Source organism: Kribbella kalugense, from assembly GCF_004365875.1.
In the GTDB taxonomy this organism is placed as follows: Bacteria; Actinomycetota; Actinomycetes; order Propionibacteriales; family Kribbellaceae; genus Kribbella; species Kribbella kalugense.
The window spans coordinates 1,080,268-1,096,100 of record NZ_SODF01000001.1 but is presented as its reverse complement, the minus strand read 5'-3'; the positions used below and the strand labels follow the sequence as shown (position 1 = coordinate 1,096,100).

Below are 15,833 nucleotides of genomic sequence, written 5' to 3'. Positions count from 1 at the left end.
CGTCAGCGGCGGCGGCCGGCGGCTCGGGCGACGTTGATCATGACCAGGCCCAGCCAGCCGAGCAGGACGCCGAACGGCCCGATCATCGCGGCGGAGATCGCGGTGATCGGGATGGCGACGACGACCGAGATGATCGCCAGCGCCAGCCCGCCCGGGTCCTGTTCGCGGCTCGGGTGCGGCGGCGGGGCCGGCTCGGGCAGAGCAGTGGCCCGACGCTGCGCGTCGAGCTTCTCCAGGAAGCCTTCGATGATCTCGGCCTCGTACTCCGGTCCCAGCTCCTGGCGGGCCGCCACCGCGGCCCGCAGGTCCTTCCGCACTTCATCCGTCGCCATAACAGCAAGCTACGACCACCACGACGCCGTACCAATCGGGGAAACCCCCCGATTACACCGGGGGTTAGACCTACCCCCTGGTCAGCTGTGCTGGACCTTCAAGGCGTAGATCCGGACCTCGCCGTAGTTCGAGCTGCTGCACGGCGACGACTTGTCGCAGTTGGCCTTGAAGTACGCGCCGTCGAACGACTTCGACAAGGTGGTCTGGAGTACGCCGTTGTACATCACCGACGGAGACGAGTCGCACCACGGTCACGTCGTCGTCGCTCTCGTGGATCACGACCAATGTGTGCGTACCGGAGCCGGTTCACCGGCGCCCGGAACTGCACGCTGTTGCCGTTCACCACGAAGTACGGGTTGCTCGGATGCCTCATCCTCGCCAGAGGCCACACCGAGCCGAGCCAAGTTGCACGTTCCTGCCACCACACAGCAGACCGCCCCCGGACACTGTCCAGGGGCGGTCTCAGGTACTGCGGTGTTACAGGTACTGACCCGTGTTCGTGGCCGTGTCGATGGAGCGGCCGGGCTCGGTGCCTTGTTTGCCGGAGATGAGGGTGCGGATGTAGACGATCCGCTCGCCCTTCTTGCCGGAGATGCGGGCCCAGTCGTCCGGGTTGGTGGTGTTCGGCAGGTCCTCGTTCTCCTTGAACTCGTCCACGCAGGCCTGCAGCAGGTGCTGCACTCGCAGGCCCTTCTGGTTCTCGTCCAGGAATGCCTTGATCGCCATCTTCTTCGCCCGGTCGACGATGTTCTGGATCATCGCGCCCGAGTTGAAGTCCTTGAAGTACAAGACCTCCTTGTCACCGTTGGCGTAGGTGACCTCGAGGAAGCGGTTCTCGTCGGCCTCGGTGTACATCCGCTCGACCGTGCGCTGGATCATCCCGTCCACACAGCCTCGCCGGTCGCCGCCGAACTCGCTGAGGTCGTCGGTGTGCAGCGGCAGGTTGGGTGTCAGGTACTTCGAGAAGATGTCCCGGGCCGCTTCGGCGTCGGGGCGCTCGATCTTGATCTTCACGTCCAGCCGGCCAGGCCGCAGGATCGCCGGGTCGATCATGTCCTCACGGTTCGAGGCACCGATGACGAGGACGTTCTCCAGCCCCTCGACACCGTCGATCTCACTCAGCAGCTGCGGGACGATGGTGTTCTCGACGTCGGAGGAGACACCGGATCCGCGGGTGCGGAACAGCGAGTCCATCTCGTCGAAGAACACGATCACCGGCATGCCCTCGGAGGCCTTCTCCCGGGCCCGCTGGAAGACCAGGCGGATGTGCCGCTCGGTCTCACCGACGTACTTGTTCAGCAGCTCGGGACCCTTGATGTTCAGGAAGAACGACTTCTGCTCCGCCACCCCGGTCCGCTCGGCGACCTTCTTGGCCAGCGAGTTCGCCACCGCTTTCGCGATCAGCGTCTTGCCGCAGCCGGGCGGGCCGTAGAGCAGCACGCCCTTCGGCGGCTTGAGCTCGTGCTCCAGGAACAGGTCCTTGTGCAGGTACGGCAGCTCGACCGCATCCCGGATCGCCTCGATCTGGCCGGCCAGGCCACCGATCTGGGTGTAGTCGATGTCCGGCACCTCTTCGAGGACCAGCTCCTCGACCTCGGACTTCGGGATCTTCTCGTACACATAGCCGGAGCGGGGCTCCAGCAGCAGCGAGTCGCCGGTGCGCAGCGCGATGTCGAGCAGCGGGGAGGCGAGTCGCACCACCCGCTCCTCGTCCGCCTGCGCGATCACCAGCGCCCGCTCGCCGTCGGCGAGCAGCTCCTTCAGCATCACCACGTCGCCGACGACCTCGAAGTCGCAGGCCTCGACCACGTTGAGTGCTTCGTTCAGCATCAGTTCCTGGCCGAGCCGGAGCCCGTCCAGGTCGATCGACGGACTGGCCGCGACCCGGAGCTTTCGGCCACCGGTGAACACGTCCAGCGTGTCGTCTTCGTTCCGTCCGAGGAAGGTGCCGAACCCGGACGGCGGTTGCGCCAGCCGGTCGACTTCCTCCTTCAGGGCGATGATCTTCTCTCGCGCCTCGCGCAGCGTGTCGGCCAGCCGCTCGTTCTGAGCGGTGACACTCGCCAAGGAGGCCTGGGTTTCGGACAGTCTGCTCTCGAGCGACCGGCTGTCTGCCGGGTGCTCGAGCAGCCGACGTCGCAACGCCGCGACTTCGGCCTCCAGGTACCGGACCTGGTTACGCAGTTCTGCCGCGGTAGGACTCTCGTCTCCAGCCACGATCATCACCTCACCATGTGGGGCTCGACCCTATGGACCTTACCCAGAAAACCTCGACGGGCAAGCTGAATCCCATCACGTGTCGGTTGCGGATGGCCCCGTTGCCGTCGGCATGTCGCCGGATGATTGCACGGATGGTTCAGCAGATGGTTCGACCGAACGTTCGGTAGATGGCTCGGCCCGACGCGGGCCGGCGTAGTCGTCGCCGTACGCGCCCGGTGCCGGGCGGCGCTTCTTCCGGGGCGCCTGCACACCATGCGCCATGCGCCGCGCGGTGACCAGGAACGCCGTGTGTCCTTGCATCCGGTGGCCCGGCCGAACTGCCAGACCCTCTACATGCCAGTCTCGCACGAGCGACTCCCACGCGCGCGGCTCAGTGAACTCGCCGTGTGCCCTCAGCGTCTCCACAAAGCGGCTCAGCTGCGTCGTGGTGGCCACGTAGGCACAGAGCACGCCGCCGGGTGAAAGGGCCTCAGCGGCCACGTCAACGCACTCCCACGGCGCCAGCATGTCGAGTACGACGCGGTCCACGTCCTGCTCGTTCAGCTTCTCCACCAGGTCGCCGACCTCGAGTCGCCAGGCCGGATGTTCGGCGCCGAAGAAGCCGGTCACGTTCTTCCGCGCGACCTCCGCGAAGTCCTCGCGGCGCTCGAACGAGATGACCTGTCCGTTGATCCCGACCGCCCGCAACAGGGCCGTGGTCAGCGCGCCGGAACCGGCACCCGCCTCGACCACTTTGGCGCCCGGAAAAATATCCGCCATCGTGACGATCTGCGCGGTGTCCTTCGGATAGATCACCGCAGCACCACGCGGCATCGACACCGAGTAGTCGGCCATCAGCGGCCGCAGCGCCAGGTACTCGACGCCGCCCTTGGACCGGATCACCACCGCATCCGGGCCGTCGATCAGCTGGTCGTGCTCGATCCCGCCCTTGGTGGTGTGGAAGATCTTCCCGCGCTCCAGGTTGACCGAGTGCCGGCGGCCCTTCGAGTCCTGCAGGGTGATCCACTCGCCCTCCTGCAACGGGCCGTGGTGCACCCCGGAGTACGCCTGGTCGGGAAAGTCGCGCAAGTCAGCCATAAGGCGCTCACCTTAACTTTCGGTCATCACAACCGAGTAATCAGCGGGAACGGAACGCGCGTTCCACGTCGGCGGTCGCGAGGACGCCGTACACCGCGCCGTTCGCGTCGAGGACCAGGTACTCCGAGGCGGGGTGCTCACGGAGTGTGGCGAGGATCTCCTCGCCGGTGTCGTTGACGCCGATGATGTGGCCCGCGCCGATGGCGGTGGAGACCTCGCTCACCGTGGTCCACGGGCGCTGGTTCGGGGCGACGGCGGCCACCGCGGTCTCCGACACCAGGGCGTGCGGCTTGCCCTCGCCGTCGATCACCACGACCGCGCCGGCCTGCGACTGTCCGGCCAGCCGGACCGCTTCGGAGATCGGCGTACCGGAATGTACGGCGACGGCGCGGCGGGCCAGCGTACGGACCTGGAGTGCCGGCAGCTTGCGCCGGAGCCGGGCCTGCATCAGCGATGCGGTCGAGCCGGACCAGAGGAAGAAGCCGACCAGCAGGGCGATGATGAAGTCGATGACCGAGGGCTGCCGGTTCCAGAACTGTTCGAGCAGCATCGGCAAGGCCAGCACCGAGATCGCGAGCACCCGGCCGGCCCACGCCGCGACGACCGTGCCGGTGTGCATGTTGCCGGTGAACTTCCAGACGATTGCCCGCAGCACCCACCCGCCGTCCAGCGGCAGGCCGGGCAGCAGGTTGGTGACGCCGACGATCAGGTTTGCAACGCCCAGCTCCCACAGAGCGACGTACCCGACGCCGTCGTCGATCGCGCGGGACCCGAGGTACGCGACCGCGCCGACGATCAGCGAGGCGACCGGGCCGACCACCGAGACCGCGAACTCCTCGAGCGGTGACTTCCGCTCGCCCTCGATGTGCGTGCCTGCGGCGAAGAAGCCGAGGTTGATCTCCGAGACGCCGATGCCGAACCGCATCGCCATCAAGGCATGGGCCAGCTCGTGAACCAGGATCGACAGCGTGAACGCGACCACGAAAGCGAACGCGGCGACGTAGCGCCAGCCGCCCAGCTCCGGGAACTGCTGCCCGATGATCGCGGCGAACCCGAACGCCAGCAGCATCGCCACCGGCAGCCAGGTGAACCGCATGGTCAGCCGGATCCCGCGGATGCGACCGAGCACCCAGGTCCCGGGCGGCGGTTGGCCGGCCGGCTGGGCGGGGTTCTGGGGATCACGCGAGTCTGGCATCAACCCAAACCTACTTGGCCCGAGGTAACTCCGTGCTACACACCCACCGCAAGATTCCTGGCGCCGGTTTTCCACAGGCCGGGGTGGGGTGCGCGCGAACTGTCGGTGGTTGTGCCTAGGGTTCAAGGTATGAGCGTCGCAGCAGCTGAAGTCGATCGGCATGAACATCCGCGGGGAGCGTTGTCGCCGTCCCGGGCCGCGGACTTCATGAGCTGCCCGCTGAAGTACCGGTTCCGGGTGGTGGACCGGCTGCCGGAGAAGCCGTCGGCCGCGGCGGTGCGCGGGACCGTGGTGCACGCAGTGCTCGAGCGGCTGTTCGACCTGCCGCGCGGGCAACGCACGCTGGAGCAGGCCGCCGAGATGCTCGAGCCGCAGTGGCAGCGCGTGCTCGAGGAGGAGCCCGAGGTCGCCGAGCTGTTCGCGGAGGACGCGAGCGGCGAGGAGCTGGCGAAGTGGCTGGCCGAGGCGCACGGCCTGCTCGGCAAGTACTTCACCCTCGAGGACCCGAACGCGCTGGATCCCGCCGAGCGGGAGCTGTACGTCGAGACCGCCCTGGACTCAGGTCTGGTACTGCGGGGGTACGTCGACCGGCTCGATGTCGCACCGACCGGGGAGATCCGGGTGGTCGACTACAAGACCGGTCGATCGCCGTCGGAGTTCTTCGAAGCCAAGGCACTCTTCCAGACGAAGTTCTACGCACTCGTGCTGTGGAAGCTGCGCGGAGTCGTCCCGGCCATGCTGCAGCTGGTCTATCTGGGCAACGGCGAGATCGTCCGCTACATCCCCGACGAGGCCGACCTCCGCGCCTGCGAACGCAAGGTGTCCGCACTCTGGATCGCCATCACCCGCGCCCTCGACTCCGGCGACTGGCGACCCAGCCCCGGACCGCTCTGCGACTGGTGCGACCACAAGGCCATCTGCCCCGCCTGGGGCGGCACGCCGCCACCCCTTCCGACCCGCTCGGTCGAAGAGGTAGCCGCCGAGTCGGCAGGCATAGACCTGATCACAGTCGACGGCTGATCCCCCACCTCCACCCTGCCGAGGAACCCTCGGTCGATACGGTTCGTCGCATGGGCGTGGCTGATGCGGCGGTACGGGCGGTCGGAGTGTGGAAGCGGTACGGCGGCGGGCAGACGCAGGTGAATGCGCTGGCCGACGTGAGCGCGGACTTCGGCAAGGGCCGGTTCACCGCGATCATGGGGCCGTCCGGGTCCGGGAAGTCGACCCTGCTGCATTGCCTCGCGGGGCTGGACAAGCCGTCGGACGGGAGCGTCTTCCTCGGTGACGTCGACCTGACCAAGGTGCCGGAGAAGCAGCTCACCCACCTGCGCCGGGACCGGATCGGGTTCGTGTTCCAGGCGTTCAACCTGGTCCCGACCCTGACCGCGCTGGAGAACATCACGCTCCCGCTCGACCTGGCCGGCCGCAAACCCGACCAGGACTGGCTGACCACGGTGATCGACACGATCGGTCTGACCGACCGGCTGAGCCACAAGCCGTCCGAGCTGTCCGGCGGTCAGCAGCAGCGTGTCGCCTGTGCACGTGCGCTGGTGTCCCGCCCGGACGTGGTGTTCGCCGACGAGCCGACCGGCAACCTCGACTCCCGCTCGTCCGCGGACGTCCTCGACTTCTTGCACCGCTCCGTCCGCGACTTCGGCCAGACCGTCGTGATGGTCACGCACGACCCGAGCGCCGCGTCGTACTCCGACCGAGTCCTGTTCCTCGCCGACGGCACGCTGCAGTCCGAGCTGATCGACCCGACCGCCGAATCGGTGCTCGACACGATGAAGAAGCTCGACTCCGCGCCGGCTGAGCAACACTGATGTTCAAGCTCGGCCTCCGGTCGGTCCTCGCGCACCGGCTCCGGTTCGTACTGTGCACGGTTGCGGTGACGCTGGGCGTCGCGTTCGCCGGTGGCGCGATGGTCTTCACCGACACCCTCTCCCACGCCCTGAAGAAGAACTACGCCGTGAGTACGGCGGACATCACTGTCACCCCGTCGTCCCCGATCGAGACCGGCACCGACCGTCCACCGACGTTCCAGGCCGGCCTCGCCGACCGCATCGCCGCCATCCCCGGGGTCGCGAGCGCCGCCTCGCAGCTCCTGGTCAGCGACGTCGAGATCCTCACCCCGGACGGCAAACCGCTGGAGAACTACGGACTCACCAGCTTCGGGGCCTCGTGGCCGCGCGACGCCCGGGTGGCGCCGTTCAAGCTGGTCGATGGCACGCCGCCGTCGGGGCGCAACGAGCTCGCCCTCGACGATTCGACCGCCAGTCGCGCGGGCTACGCCATCGGTGACCAGGTCAGGATCGTCACGCCGACTCAGGCCGTCACCGCGACGCTGACCGCGACCACTACCCCGGTTGCGGCCGGCGCCGCCGCCGGTGCGCCGCTGGTCAGTTTCGACGGCGCCACCGCGCAGTACCTGCTGCTCGGCCAAGCAGGCTGGACGTCGGTCAGCGTCGCGGTCCAGCCGGGCTCCGACGCGGACGCGGTCAGCAAGGCGATCGCCACGACCATCGGCGACAGCGTCAAGGTCCGGACTGCGCAGCAGGTCACGGCCGACGGCGAGCACTCTCTCGACAGCACGTTCGGCGGTTTCAGCACTGTCCTGGTCGTGTTCGCCTGTCTCGCCCTCTTCGTCGGCACGTTCCTGATCGTGAACACGTTCGCGATGGTGGTCGCGCAACGGTCCCGCGAGCTCGCGATGCTCCGGGCGATCGGCGCGTCCCGCGGTCAGGTCACCGGCACGGTCGTCGCCGAGAGCGTCGTCATCGGCATCCTCGGCTCCACCCTCGGCCTGCTGATCGGCATCGGCGTCGCGGTCGGAATCCGGTTCACCTACCAGCTCCTCGACCTGCGCATCCCGACCGCGTCGCTGCAGGTCAGCCCGGCCACGATCATCGTCTGCTACGTCATCGGGATCGGTGTCACGGTGGCCGCCGCGGCGCCCGCCGCCCGCCGGGCCGGCAAACTCCCGCCGATCGCCGCGATGCGCGACGACGTGACCGTCCCGGAACGCTCGCTGCTCGCCCGGATCTCGATCGGCGGCTTCGTGCTGCTGATGGCAGTGCTCCTGTACGCCGTCGGCCTCAACGCCGGTGGCACCCCGGGCGTGGTCCTGATCACGCTCGGCGCCGGGACCGGCGTGATCGCCATCGTGATGCTCAGCCCGCTGCTCAGCCGGTACGTCGTCCGCGCGCTGATGTACCCGTTCGGCCGCAAGGCCCCGGTCACCCTCGGCCGCCGGAACGCCGAGCGCAACCCGCGCCGTACCTCTGCCACCGCGTCGGCGCTGATGATCTCTGTCTCGCTGATCTGCGGCCTGATGGTGATCGCCGCCTCGGCCAAGGCCTCGATCAACCAGAGCATCGCCGACGCGCTCGGCACCTCCTCGATCCTGATCACCTCCGGCGGCACGCCGACCTTCAGCACCCAGATCGGCGACCGGACAGCGCAGGTCCCCGGTGTGCAGTCCGTGCACCGGGTCCGGCAGGAGTCCGGTCAGGTCGGCAAGGTCAGCGTCCGGGTCAGCGGTGTCAGCGACGGCACCCTGGACGGTCCGGTCACCACGACGTTCGACGCCGGCTCCGCGGCCGTCCTCGGCTCCGGCCAGGCCGTCCTCCCCCGGAACCTGGCGACCACGCTCGGCCTGACCGTCGGCAAGACCTTCGACCTGGCAACCACGACCGGCAAACACCGGCTCACCGTCGGTGGCATCCTGGCCCCGAACCGCCAGCTGAACGCGGTCCTCCTCTCCCTCCCGGCGTACCAGAAGATCGGCGGCCCGGTCACCGACAACCTGCTGTACGTCGAGGTTGCCCAGGGCAATCAGGTTGCCGAGGTCCGGACCGGGATCCTCGACCAGCTGAAGAAGGACTACCCGTCGATCGAGGTCCGCGACCAGCAGGCGTACGCCGCGACCGCCCGCGAACCGGTGAACGGCGTACTGGCCGCACTCGGGTTCCTGCTCGCGCTGGCGATCCTGATCGCGCTGCTCGGCATCGTGAACACGCTCGCGCTCGGTGTCGTCGAGCGGACCCGCGAGATCGGCCTGCTGCGGGCGATCGGGATGGACCGGCCGCAGCTGAACCGGATGCTCCGGGTCGAGTCGATCGCGATCACCTTGCTGGGTGCACTGCTCGGCGTCGTGATCGGGGTCGTGTTCGCGGCTTCGGTCCAGTCGTCGATGGTCGACGACGGGCTCGCCGTACGGGATATCCCGGTGCTGCAACTGGTCATCGCGGTCGCTGCCGCGGCCCTGTTCGCCGTACTCGCTGCGGTCTGGCCATCACGCCGTGCAGCCCGCCTGGATGTCCTTCGCGCCATCGCGTCCGAGTAGCAGACGGCCCCAGATTTCGCGGGTAGCCTGCGGATGTGCCGGGCACTGTGCAGTCGATCGAGCGGGCCGCGGCTGTGCTGCGACTGCTCGCCGCCGCGCCCAACGGTCTCGGCGTGGCCGATCTCGGCAACGCGCTCGGGCTGGCCAAGACGACTGTGCACGGGATCCTCCGCACGTTGCATCAGGTCGGCTTCGTCGAGCAGGACCACAGCGGCGCTCACTACCACCTGAGCGACGCGTTCGGCCGGCTCGGCGAGAGCTACCTCGATCCGAACGAGCTCCGCAGCCGCGCGATCAACTGGGCCGACTCGCTCGCCTCCCGCAGCGGCGAGGTGGTGCGCGTCGGCCGCCTGGTCGAGGGCAAGGTCGTGGTCGTGCACCACGTATTCCGGCCCGACGACAGCGACCAGGACCTCGACGTCGGTACGACGCTTCCGCCGCATGCGACCGCGCTCGGCAAAGCCGTGCTGGCGTACGACACCAGCGGGGCCTCCCGGCCGCGGAAGCTGGAGGCGTACACGACCCGGACGATCATCGACCCGGCCGGGCTGGCCGATGAACTCGCGGCGGTCCGCGCCCGCGGCTGGGCCGGCGAGTTCGAGGAGCACACGGTGGAGCTGGCCGGTATCGCGGCGCCGATCCGCGGACTCGGCGGCCTGGTCGTCGGAGCGGTCGGCCTGGCCGGCCGGATCGAACGCATCTGCGACAGCCGCCTCCGCCACCGCACCGACCTGGTCACGATGGTCCGAGCCACCGCCGAAGCCATCGCCCGCGACCTCCGGGAGGACGCGTGAGAGTCAAGCCAGTGGATGGGGGGTGGGGAGATGGCTGAGCAGTATGTGGCTGCGGTTGACCAGGGGACGAACTCGACTCGGTGCATTCTGTTCGACCGGCGTGGGCGGTTGGTGTCGGTGGCGCAGCGCGAGCATCACCAGCTGTTCCCGCGACCGGGCTGGGTCGAGCACGACGCCGGCGAGATCTGGAACAACGTCACCCGGGTGGTACCGGCCGCGATCAAGCAGATCGGCGCCGTACCGTCCCAGATCGTTGCCATCGGCATCGCGAACCAGCGCGAGACCAGCCTGCTCTGGGACCGCCTGACCGGTCAGCCGATCGGCCATGCGGTGACCTGGCAGGACACCCGAACGGACCGGCTCGTCACTGAACTGGCCGGCTCCGAAGGTCCGGATCGCTTCGCGGACCTGTGCGGTCTCCCGTTGACGACGTACTTCTCGGCGCCTCGGATCAAGTGGATGCTCGACCACACGCCCGGTCTGCGGCAGCGGGCCGAGCGCGGCGAGATCCTGTTCGGCACGATGGAGAGCTGGCTGATCTGGAACTTCACCGGCGGCGCGCGCGGCGGTCTGCATGCCACCGACGTGACCAACGCGAGCCGGACGATGCTGATGAACATCGAGACGCTCGAGTGGGACGACGTACTGCTCGAGGCCTTCGACGTACCGCGGGCGATCCTGCCGGAGATCCGCCCGTCGTCGGGGGTGTTCGCGACCGCGACCGAGGTGCTGCCCGGGGTCCGGATCGGGGCGGCGCTCGGTGACCAGCAGGCCGCGCTGTTCGGGCAGACGTGTTTCAGCCCCGGCGAGGCGAAGTGCACGTACGGCACGGGTTCGTTCCTGCTGCTGCACACCGGGCATGAGATCGTCCGGTCGAAGCACGGGATGCTGACGACGGTCGCGTACCAGATCGGCGACCACCCGGCGTCGTACGCGCTGGAAGGGTCGATGGCGGTCACCGGGTCATTGGTGCAGTGGTTCCGGGACGGGCTCGGGATGATCCACACCGCGGCCGAGATCGAGACACTGGCGCGGACGGTCGAGGATAACGGCGGCGCATACATCGTGCCGGCGTTCTCCGGGCTGTTCGCACCCCATTGGCGCAGCGAGGCGCGCGGGGTGATCGCAGGGCTGACCGGGTACATCACCAAGGGGCACCTGGCCCGTGCGGTGCTCGAGGCGACCGGGTTCCAGACCCTCGAGGTGGTCGACGCGATGAACGCGGACTCCGGGATCGCGCTGACCGCGTTGAAGGTCGACGGCGGGATGACTGCCAACAACCTGCTGATGCAGTTCCTGGCCGACCTGCTCGACGTCCCCGTCGTACGCCCGATGGTGACCGAGACCGTGTCCCTAGGTGCCGCGTACGCCGCCGGCCTGGCCGTCGGCTACTGGCCCGACCTGGAAGGCCTCCGCAGCAACTGGCACCGAGCCGGCCAATGGATGCCTCACATGGACCCGGCCCGCCGCACAACCGAGTACGCCAACTGGCAGTCCGCCGTCCAACGCACCTTCAACTGGATCCGCCCCGAAGACCAGGAGCTCTAGTCCTCGGGGCGGTCCGTCACGCCGGCGAGACGATGTCCGGTGCTTCTAGGCGGACCTTGTCGGCGGACTCGTCGTCGGGTTGGTCCTGGGAGTCGCGTTCGGACTGGACGCGTTGCAGGTAGAACGAGACCTCGCGTTCGATCGTGGCCTCGTTCCAGCCGAGGATCGGGGCGATCAACCGGGCGGCTGCCTCGGCGGCGCCGACGCCGCGGTCCCAGGCCTCGATCGAGATCCGGGTCCGGCGGGCGAGGATGTCGTCGAGGTGACGAGCGCCCTCGGCCTTGGCGCCGTACACGATCTCGGCCTTCAGGTAGTCCTGCGTGCCGGGCAGCTGCTCGCCGAGTGTCGGGTCCTCCTCGACCAGCGCGAGTACTTCGTCGACCAGAGCGCCGTACCGGTTCAGCAGGTGCTCGATCCGGGCGACGTGCAGGCCGGAGCGTTGCGCGATCAGCTGCCGCTGGTTCCAGAGCGCGTGGTACCCGTCCGCGCCGACCAGCGGGATGTTCTTCGTGACACTCTTCGGCACCCGGCCGTCGAGCGCGTCCGCGGCCGCGTCGATCGCGTCCTTGGCCATCACCCGATACGTCGTGTACTTGCCGCCGGCAACGACCACCAGGCCGGGCGCGGCGTGCGCGACGACGTGTTCGCGGGACAGCTTCGACGTACTCTCCGACTCACCGGCGAGCAGCGGCCGGAGACCGGCGTACACGCCCTCGACGTCCTCACGGGTGAGTGGCGTGGTGAGTACGGCGTTCACGTGCTCGAGCAGGTACTCGATGTCCTTGCTGGTCGCGGCCGGGTGCGCCTTGTCCAGGTGCCAGTCGGTGTCCGTGGTGCCGATCAGCCAGTGCCGGCCCCACGGGATGATGAACAGCACGGACTTCTCGGTCCGCAGGATCATCCCGGTGCTGGACTGGATCCGGTCCTTCGGTACGACGAGGTGGATCCCCTTCGACGCGCGGACGTGGTACTGCCCGCGCTCCCCCACCATCGCCTGCGTGTCGTCGGTCCAGACGCCGGTCGCGTTCACGACCTGCTTGGCTCGCACCTCGAACTCACGACCGCTCTCCAGGTCCTTCGCCTGGACGCCGGTCACTCGCTCACCCTGACGCAGGAAACCGGTGACCTTGACCCGGTTGGCCACATGCGCGCCGTACGACGCCGCCGTACGGGCGAGCTCCATCGTGTGGCGGGCGTCGTCGACCTGGGCGTCGTAGTACTGCAGTGCGCCGATCAGAGCGGACTTCTTGAGCGACGGGACCAGCCGCATGGCGCCGGTCCGAGTCAGGTGCCGGTGCAGCGGCAGTCCGGCCCCGTAGCCCGAGCTGACCGCCATGCCGTCGTACAGCGCGACACCGGCGCCGGCGTAGAACCGCTCCCACCAGCGGTGCTGGAGCGGGTACAGAAACGGCACCGGCTTCACCAGATGCGGTGCCAGGCGTTGCAGGAGCAGACCGCGCTCTTGCAACGCCTCGTGCACGAGCCGGAAGTCGAGCATCTCCAGGTAGCGCAGGCCACCGTGGATCAGTTTGCTGGACCGGCTGGAGGTGCCGCTCGCGAAGTCGCGCGCCTCCAGCAGTCCGGTGGTCAGGCCCCGGGTCGCGGCGTCGAGCGCCGACCCGGTGCCGACCACCCCGCCACCGATCACCAGGACGTCCAGTTCCCGTCCGTCGGCCATCGCGTCGATCGCGTCAGCCCTCGCTTGCGGTGACAGAGCCACTACGCCCACTGTGCTGTTCCTTCCGAATTCGTTGTTACCGGTCAGCCGACGTCGACCCAGTCAAGGGTGCGCTGGACGGCCTTCTGCCAGCCGGCGTACCCCTCGGCGCGCTGTTCGTCGGTCCACTGCGGCGACCACCGCTTGTCCTCGTTCCAGTTCTGCACCAGATCTTCCTTGGTCTTCCAGAACCCGACGGCCAGACCGGCCGCGTAGGCCGCGCCGAGTGCGGTGGTCTCCGCGACGACCGGCTTGCTCACCGGTACGCCGAGGATGTCCGCCTGCATCTGCATGGCCAACTCGTTCGCCGTCACACCGCCGTCCACCTTCAGTACGTCGAGCGTCACGCCGGAGTCCTTCTCCATCGCGTCGGCGACGTCCTTGCTCTGGTAGCAGATCGCTTCCAGTGTTGCGCGGGCCAGGTGAGCGTTGGTGTTGAACCGCGACAGCCCGACGATCGCCCCGCGTGCGTCGGACCGCCAGTACGGCGCGAACAGTCCGGAGAACGCCGGCACGAAGTACACACCGCCGTTGTCCTCGACCGTCCGGGCCAGCGTCTCGATCTCGCTCGCACCGGAGATGATGCCGAGCTGGTCGCGCAGCCACTGGACCGCGGACCCGGTCACCGCGATCGAGCCCTCCAGCGCGTAGACCGGCGCCTCGTCGCCGAACTTGTAGCACATCGTGCTGAGCAGACCGGCCTTCGACCGGACCAGCTCGGTGCCCGTGTTCAGCAGCATGAAGTTACCGGTGCCGTAAGTGTTCTTCGCCTCGCCCGGCTTGAAGCAGACCTGGCCGACGGTCGCCGCCTGCTGGTCACCGAGGTCACCGGTCAGCGGAACCACGCCACCCACCGGACCGTTCGCGAGCGTCTCGCCGTACGTGTTCGGGTCCGACGACGGACGGATCTCCGGCAGCATCTGCCGCGGGATGTTGAAGAAGCTGATCAGCTCGTCGTCCCAGTCGAGCGTCTCGAGGTTCATCAGCATCGTCCGGCTGGCGTTCGTGACATCGGTGATGTGTACGCCGCCCTCCGTACCGCCGGTCAGGTTCCACAGCAGCCAGGTGTCGGTGTTGCCGAAGACGGCGTCACCGGCCTCCGCGGCCGCCCGGACCCCGTCGACGTTCTCCAGGATCCACTGCACCTTGCCGGCCGAGAAGTACGTCGCCGGCGGCAGGCCGGCCTTCTGCCGGATCACGTCGCCCTTGCCCTCGCGCTCCAGCGCGGAAGCGATCCGGTCGGTCCGGGTGTCCTGCCAGACGATCGCGTTGTAGTACGGGCGCCCGGTCTTCCGGTTCCACACCACCGCGGTCTCGCGCTGGTTGGTGATGCCGAGCGCCGCCAGGTCGCTGGCCTGCAGGTTGTTCGCGTTCAGCGCGGTCCGGATCACCGAGCTGGTGCGCTCCCAGATCTCCAACGGGTTGTGCTCGACCCAGCCGGCCTGCGGCAGGATCTGCTCGTGCTCCAGCTGGTGGATGCCCTTCACGTTGCCGGAGTGGTCGAAAATCATGAAACGGGTGCTCGTGGTGCCCTGATCGACGGCACCGACGAAGTCAGCCATGGAAAGTCCTCTCCTCACACAGGGGTGGTGTCATGCGCTCGTGTTCTCCTCCGGGATCCGGCCCGGCTCCTCGTCCTCGTCGGCGATCGGCAGGTTCCGGCCGACCAGTACGTCGTACAACAACGCGCCGACCAGTGCGCCGAGGATCGGTGCCACTATCGGCACCCAGAAATACAGATCCCCGAACTGGTCCTTGAAGGCCCCTCCGTACCCGGTGAGGAACGACGCCAGCCGCGGGCCGAAGTCACGGGCCGGGTTGATCGCGTAGCCGGCGTTGGTGCCCCAGGCCATGCCGATGCCGACCACCAGCAGACCGACGATGAACGGAGCCATGTTGGCCGCCGGGGACGTGTTGCGCAGGTCGGTGATGGCCAGGATCACCATCATCAGGATCGCCGTACCGATGATCTGGTCGCGGAAACCGCCCCACAGGTGGACCCCGAGGTCCGTGCTGCCGTTGCCGGGCAGCGTCGAGAACACGATCTGGCTCTTGCGAGTGAGCCCAGGGTCGAACTTGTTGAGTGCCTCGGTGTAGTTCCAGCGAACCACGAGCGCCGCCAGGAACGCCCCGAGGAACTGCGCCACCGCGTACGGCAGCACCTTTCTCCAACTGAAGCCGCGGAACGCCGCCAAGGCGATCGTCACGGCCGGATTCAGATGCGCGCCGGTCATCCGGCCCGCCACGTAGATCCCCAAGGTCACACCGAGACCCCATGCCCACGCGATCGAGTCGTGGTCACCGATACCGCCGGCCACCACCTGCGCCACCACGCCGCAGCCGAACAGGATCAGGATGAACGTGCCCGCGAGTTCCGCGGAACACTCCCCCAGAAGGGTCTTCGCCTTGACCGTCTCAGTCGTAGCCATACCGACCTCCCTTCCCCGCCGTGACGACCACGGCTGGCTGGAATGTAGGAGCGATCGTGAAGCGGCACAACGCCCGTCGTTCGACATTGTCGAACGCCAACCACCCAGAGCGCCACCACAACACCCAACGACCCCGCTATGTGTCGCCCAGCCCCCGAATCCGACACAGAGCGAT

Annotated in this window: 13 protein-coding genes; 5 read left to right on the top strand and 8 right to left on the bottom strand. The window is 68.2% G+C overall.

The features are described from left to right. Positions 1-2: 2 nt before the first annotated feature. The 5 genes from EV650_RS05045 to EV650_RS05025 form a co-directional block, all read right to left on the bottom strand. A complete protein-coding gene (locus tag EV650_RS05045) occupies positions 3-332 on the bottom strand; it encodes a hypothetical protein (protein WP_134115810.1) in 330 nt (109 codons plus the stop codon). Between the two features lie 81 nt (positions 333-413). Beyond that, complete coding sequence (locus EV650_RS05040) at positions 414-560, bottom strand: polysaccharide lyase family protein (protein ID WP_202874401.1); 147 nt, start codon at positions 558-560, stop codon at positions 414-416. Between the two features lie 250 nt (positions 561-810). Continuing rightward, positions 811-2,556, bottom strand: coding sequence for a proteasome ATPase (gene arc, locus EV650_RS05035; RefSeq protein WP_134115808.1), 1,746 nt, complete (start codon positions 2,554-2,556; stop codon positions 811-813). Positions 2,557-2,625: 69 nt separating this feature from the next. Beyond that, positions 2,626-3,630 (bottom strand): tRNA (adenine-N1)-methyltransferase, encoded by a 1,005-nt coding sequence (locus tag EV650_RS05030; protein WP_134115806.1) that lies wholly within the window; start codon positions 3,628-3,630, stop codon positions 2,626-2,628. A gap of 40 nt (positions 3,631-3,670) precedes the next feature. Continuing rightward, a complete protein-coding gene (locus EV650_RS05025) occupies positions 3,671-4,825 on the bottom strand; it encodes a M50 family metallopeptidase (protein WP_238174021.1) in 1,155 nt (384 codons plus the stop codon). Between the two features lie 129 nt (positions 4,826-4,954). On the opposite strand from EV650_RS05025, the gene EV650_RS05020 reads away from it, so the two are divergent. Genes EV650_RS05020 through glpK (EV650_RS05000) form a run of 5 tightly spaced genes read left to right on the top strand, consistent with a single transcriptional unit; the run spans position 4,955 to position 11,512 of the window. Next, positions 4,955-5,845 carry a RecB family exonuclease gene (locus EV650_RS05020; protein ID WP_134115804.1) on the top strand — a complete coding sequence of 297 codons (891 nt, stop codon included), beginning with the start codon at positions 4,955-4,957 and terminating at the stop codon, positions 5,843-5,845. 50 nt (positions 5,846-5,895) lie between these two features. Next, positions 5,896-6,648, top strand: a complete 753-nt coding sequence (locus tag EV650_RS05015) for an ABC transporter ATP-binding protein (RefSeq protein WP_134115802.1) — start codon at positions 5,896-5,898, stop codon at positions 6,646-6,648. Beyond that, positions 6,648-9,170 (top strand): ABC transporter permease, encoded by a 2,523-nt coding sequence (locus EV650_RS05010; protein ID WP_134115800.1) that lies wholly within the window; start codon positions 6,648-6,650, stop codon positions 9,168-9,170. The genes EV650_RS05015 and EV650_RS05010 overlap by 1 nt, the downstream gene beginning before the upstream one ends. Before the next feature lie 35 nt (positions 9,171-9,205). Beyond that, complete coding sequence (locus EV650_RS05005; protein ID WP_134115798.1) at positions 9,206-9,964, top strand: IclR family transcriptional regulator; 759 nt, start codon at positions 9,206-9,208, stop codon at positions 9,962-9,964. Between the two features lie 30 nt (positions 9,965-9,994). After that, complete coding sequence (gene glpK / locus EV650_RS05000; RefSeq protein ID WP_134115796.1) at positions 9,995-11,512, top strand: glycerol kinase GlpK; 1,518 nt, start codon at positions 9,995-9,997, stop codon at positions 11,510-11,512. 16 nt (positions 11,513-11,528) lie between these two features. On the opposite strand, the gene EV650_RS04995 is transcribed toward glpK (EV650_RS05000), so the two are convergent. The 3 genes from EV650_RS04995 to EV650_RS04985 are packed head-to-tail and all read right to left on the bottom strand — an operon-like array spanning position 11,529 to position 15,658. Continuing rightward, the gene (locus EV650_RS04995; RefSeq protein WP_238174020.1) at positions 11,529-13,241 is read right to left on the bottom strand and encodes a glycerol-3-phosphate dehydrogenase/oxidase; all 1,713 of its coding nucleotides are present in this window, start codon (positions 13,239-13,241) and stop codon (positions 11,529-11,531) included. Between the two features lie 32 nt (positions 13,242-13,273). Continuing rightward, on the bottom strand, positions 13,274-14,791 hold the full coding sequence (gene glpK / locus EV650_RS04990) for a glycerol kinase GlpK (protein WP_134115794.1): 1,518 nt from the start codon (positions 14,789-14,791) through the stop codon (positions 13,274-13,276). A 30-nt stretch (positions 14,792-14,821) separates the two neighbouring features. After that, the gene (locus EV650_RS04985; protein WP_134115792.1) at positions 14,822-15,658 is read right to left on the bottom strand and encodes an MIP/aquaporin family protein; all 837 of its coding nucleotides are present in this window, start codon (positions 15,656-15,658) and stop codon (positions 14,822-14,824) included. Positions 15,659-15,833: the final 175 nt, after the last annotated feature.

Bases quoted from the DNA above. Each gene is read 5' to 3' on its own strand.
- EV650_RS05045 (WP_134115810.1), bottom strand. From the start codon at position 332: ATGGCGACGGATGAAGTGCGGAAGGACCTGCGGGCCGCGGTGGCGGCC.
- arc (WP_134115808.1), bottom strand. From the start codon at position 2,556: ATGATCGTGGCTGGAGACGAGAGTCCTACCGCGGCAGAACTGCGTAAC.
- EV650_RS05030 (WP_134115806.1), bottom strand. From the start codon at position 3,630: ATGGCTGACTTGCGCGACTTTCCCGACCAGGCGTACTCCGGGGTGCAC.
- EV650_RS05025 (WP_238174021.1), bottom strand. From the start codon at position 4,825: ATGCCAGACTCGCGTGATCCCCAGAACCCCGCCCAGCCGGCCGGCCAA.
- EV650_RS05020 (WP_134115804.1), top strand. From the start codon at position 4,955: ATGAGCGTCGCAGCAGCTGAAGTCGATCGGCATGAACATCCGCGGGGA.
- EV650_RS05015 (WP_134115802.1), top strand. From the start codon at position 5,896: ATGGGCGTGGCTGATGCGGCGGTACGGGCGGTCGGAGTGTGGAAGCGG.
- EV650_RS05010 (WP_134115800.1), top strand. From the start codon at position 6,648: ATGTTCAAGCTCGGCCTCCGGTCGGTCCTCGCGCACCGGCTCCGGTTC.
- glpK (WP_134115796.1), top strand. From the start codon at position 9,995: ATGGCTGAGCAGTATGTGGCTGCGGTTGACCAGGGGACGAACTCGACT.
- glpK (WP_134115794.1), bottom strand. From the start codon at position 14,791: ATGGCTGACTTCGTCGGTGCCGTCGATCAGGGCACCACGAGCACCCGT.
- EV650_RS04985 (WP_134115792.1), bottom strand. From the start codon at position 15,658: ATGGCTACGACTGAGACGGTCAAGGCGAAGACCCTTCTGGGGGAGTGT.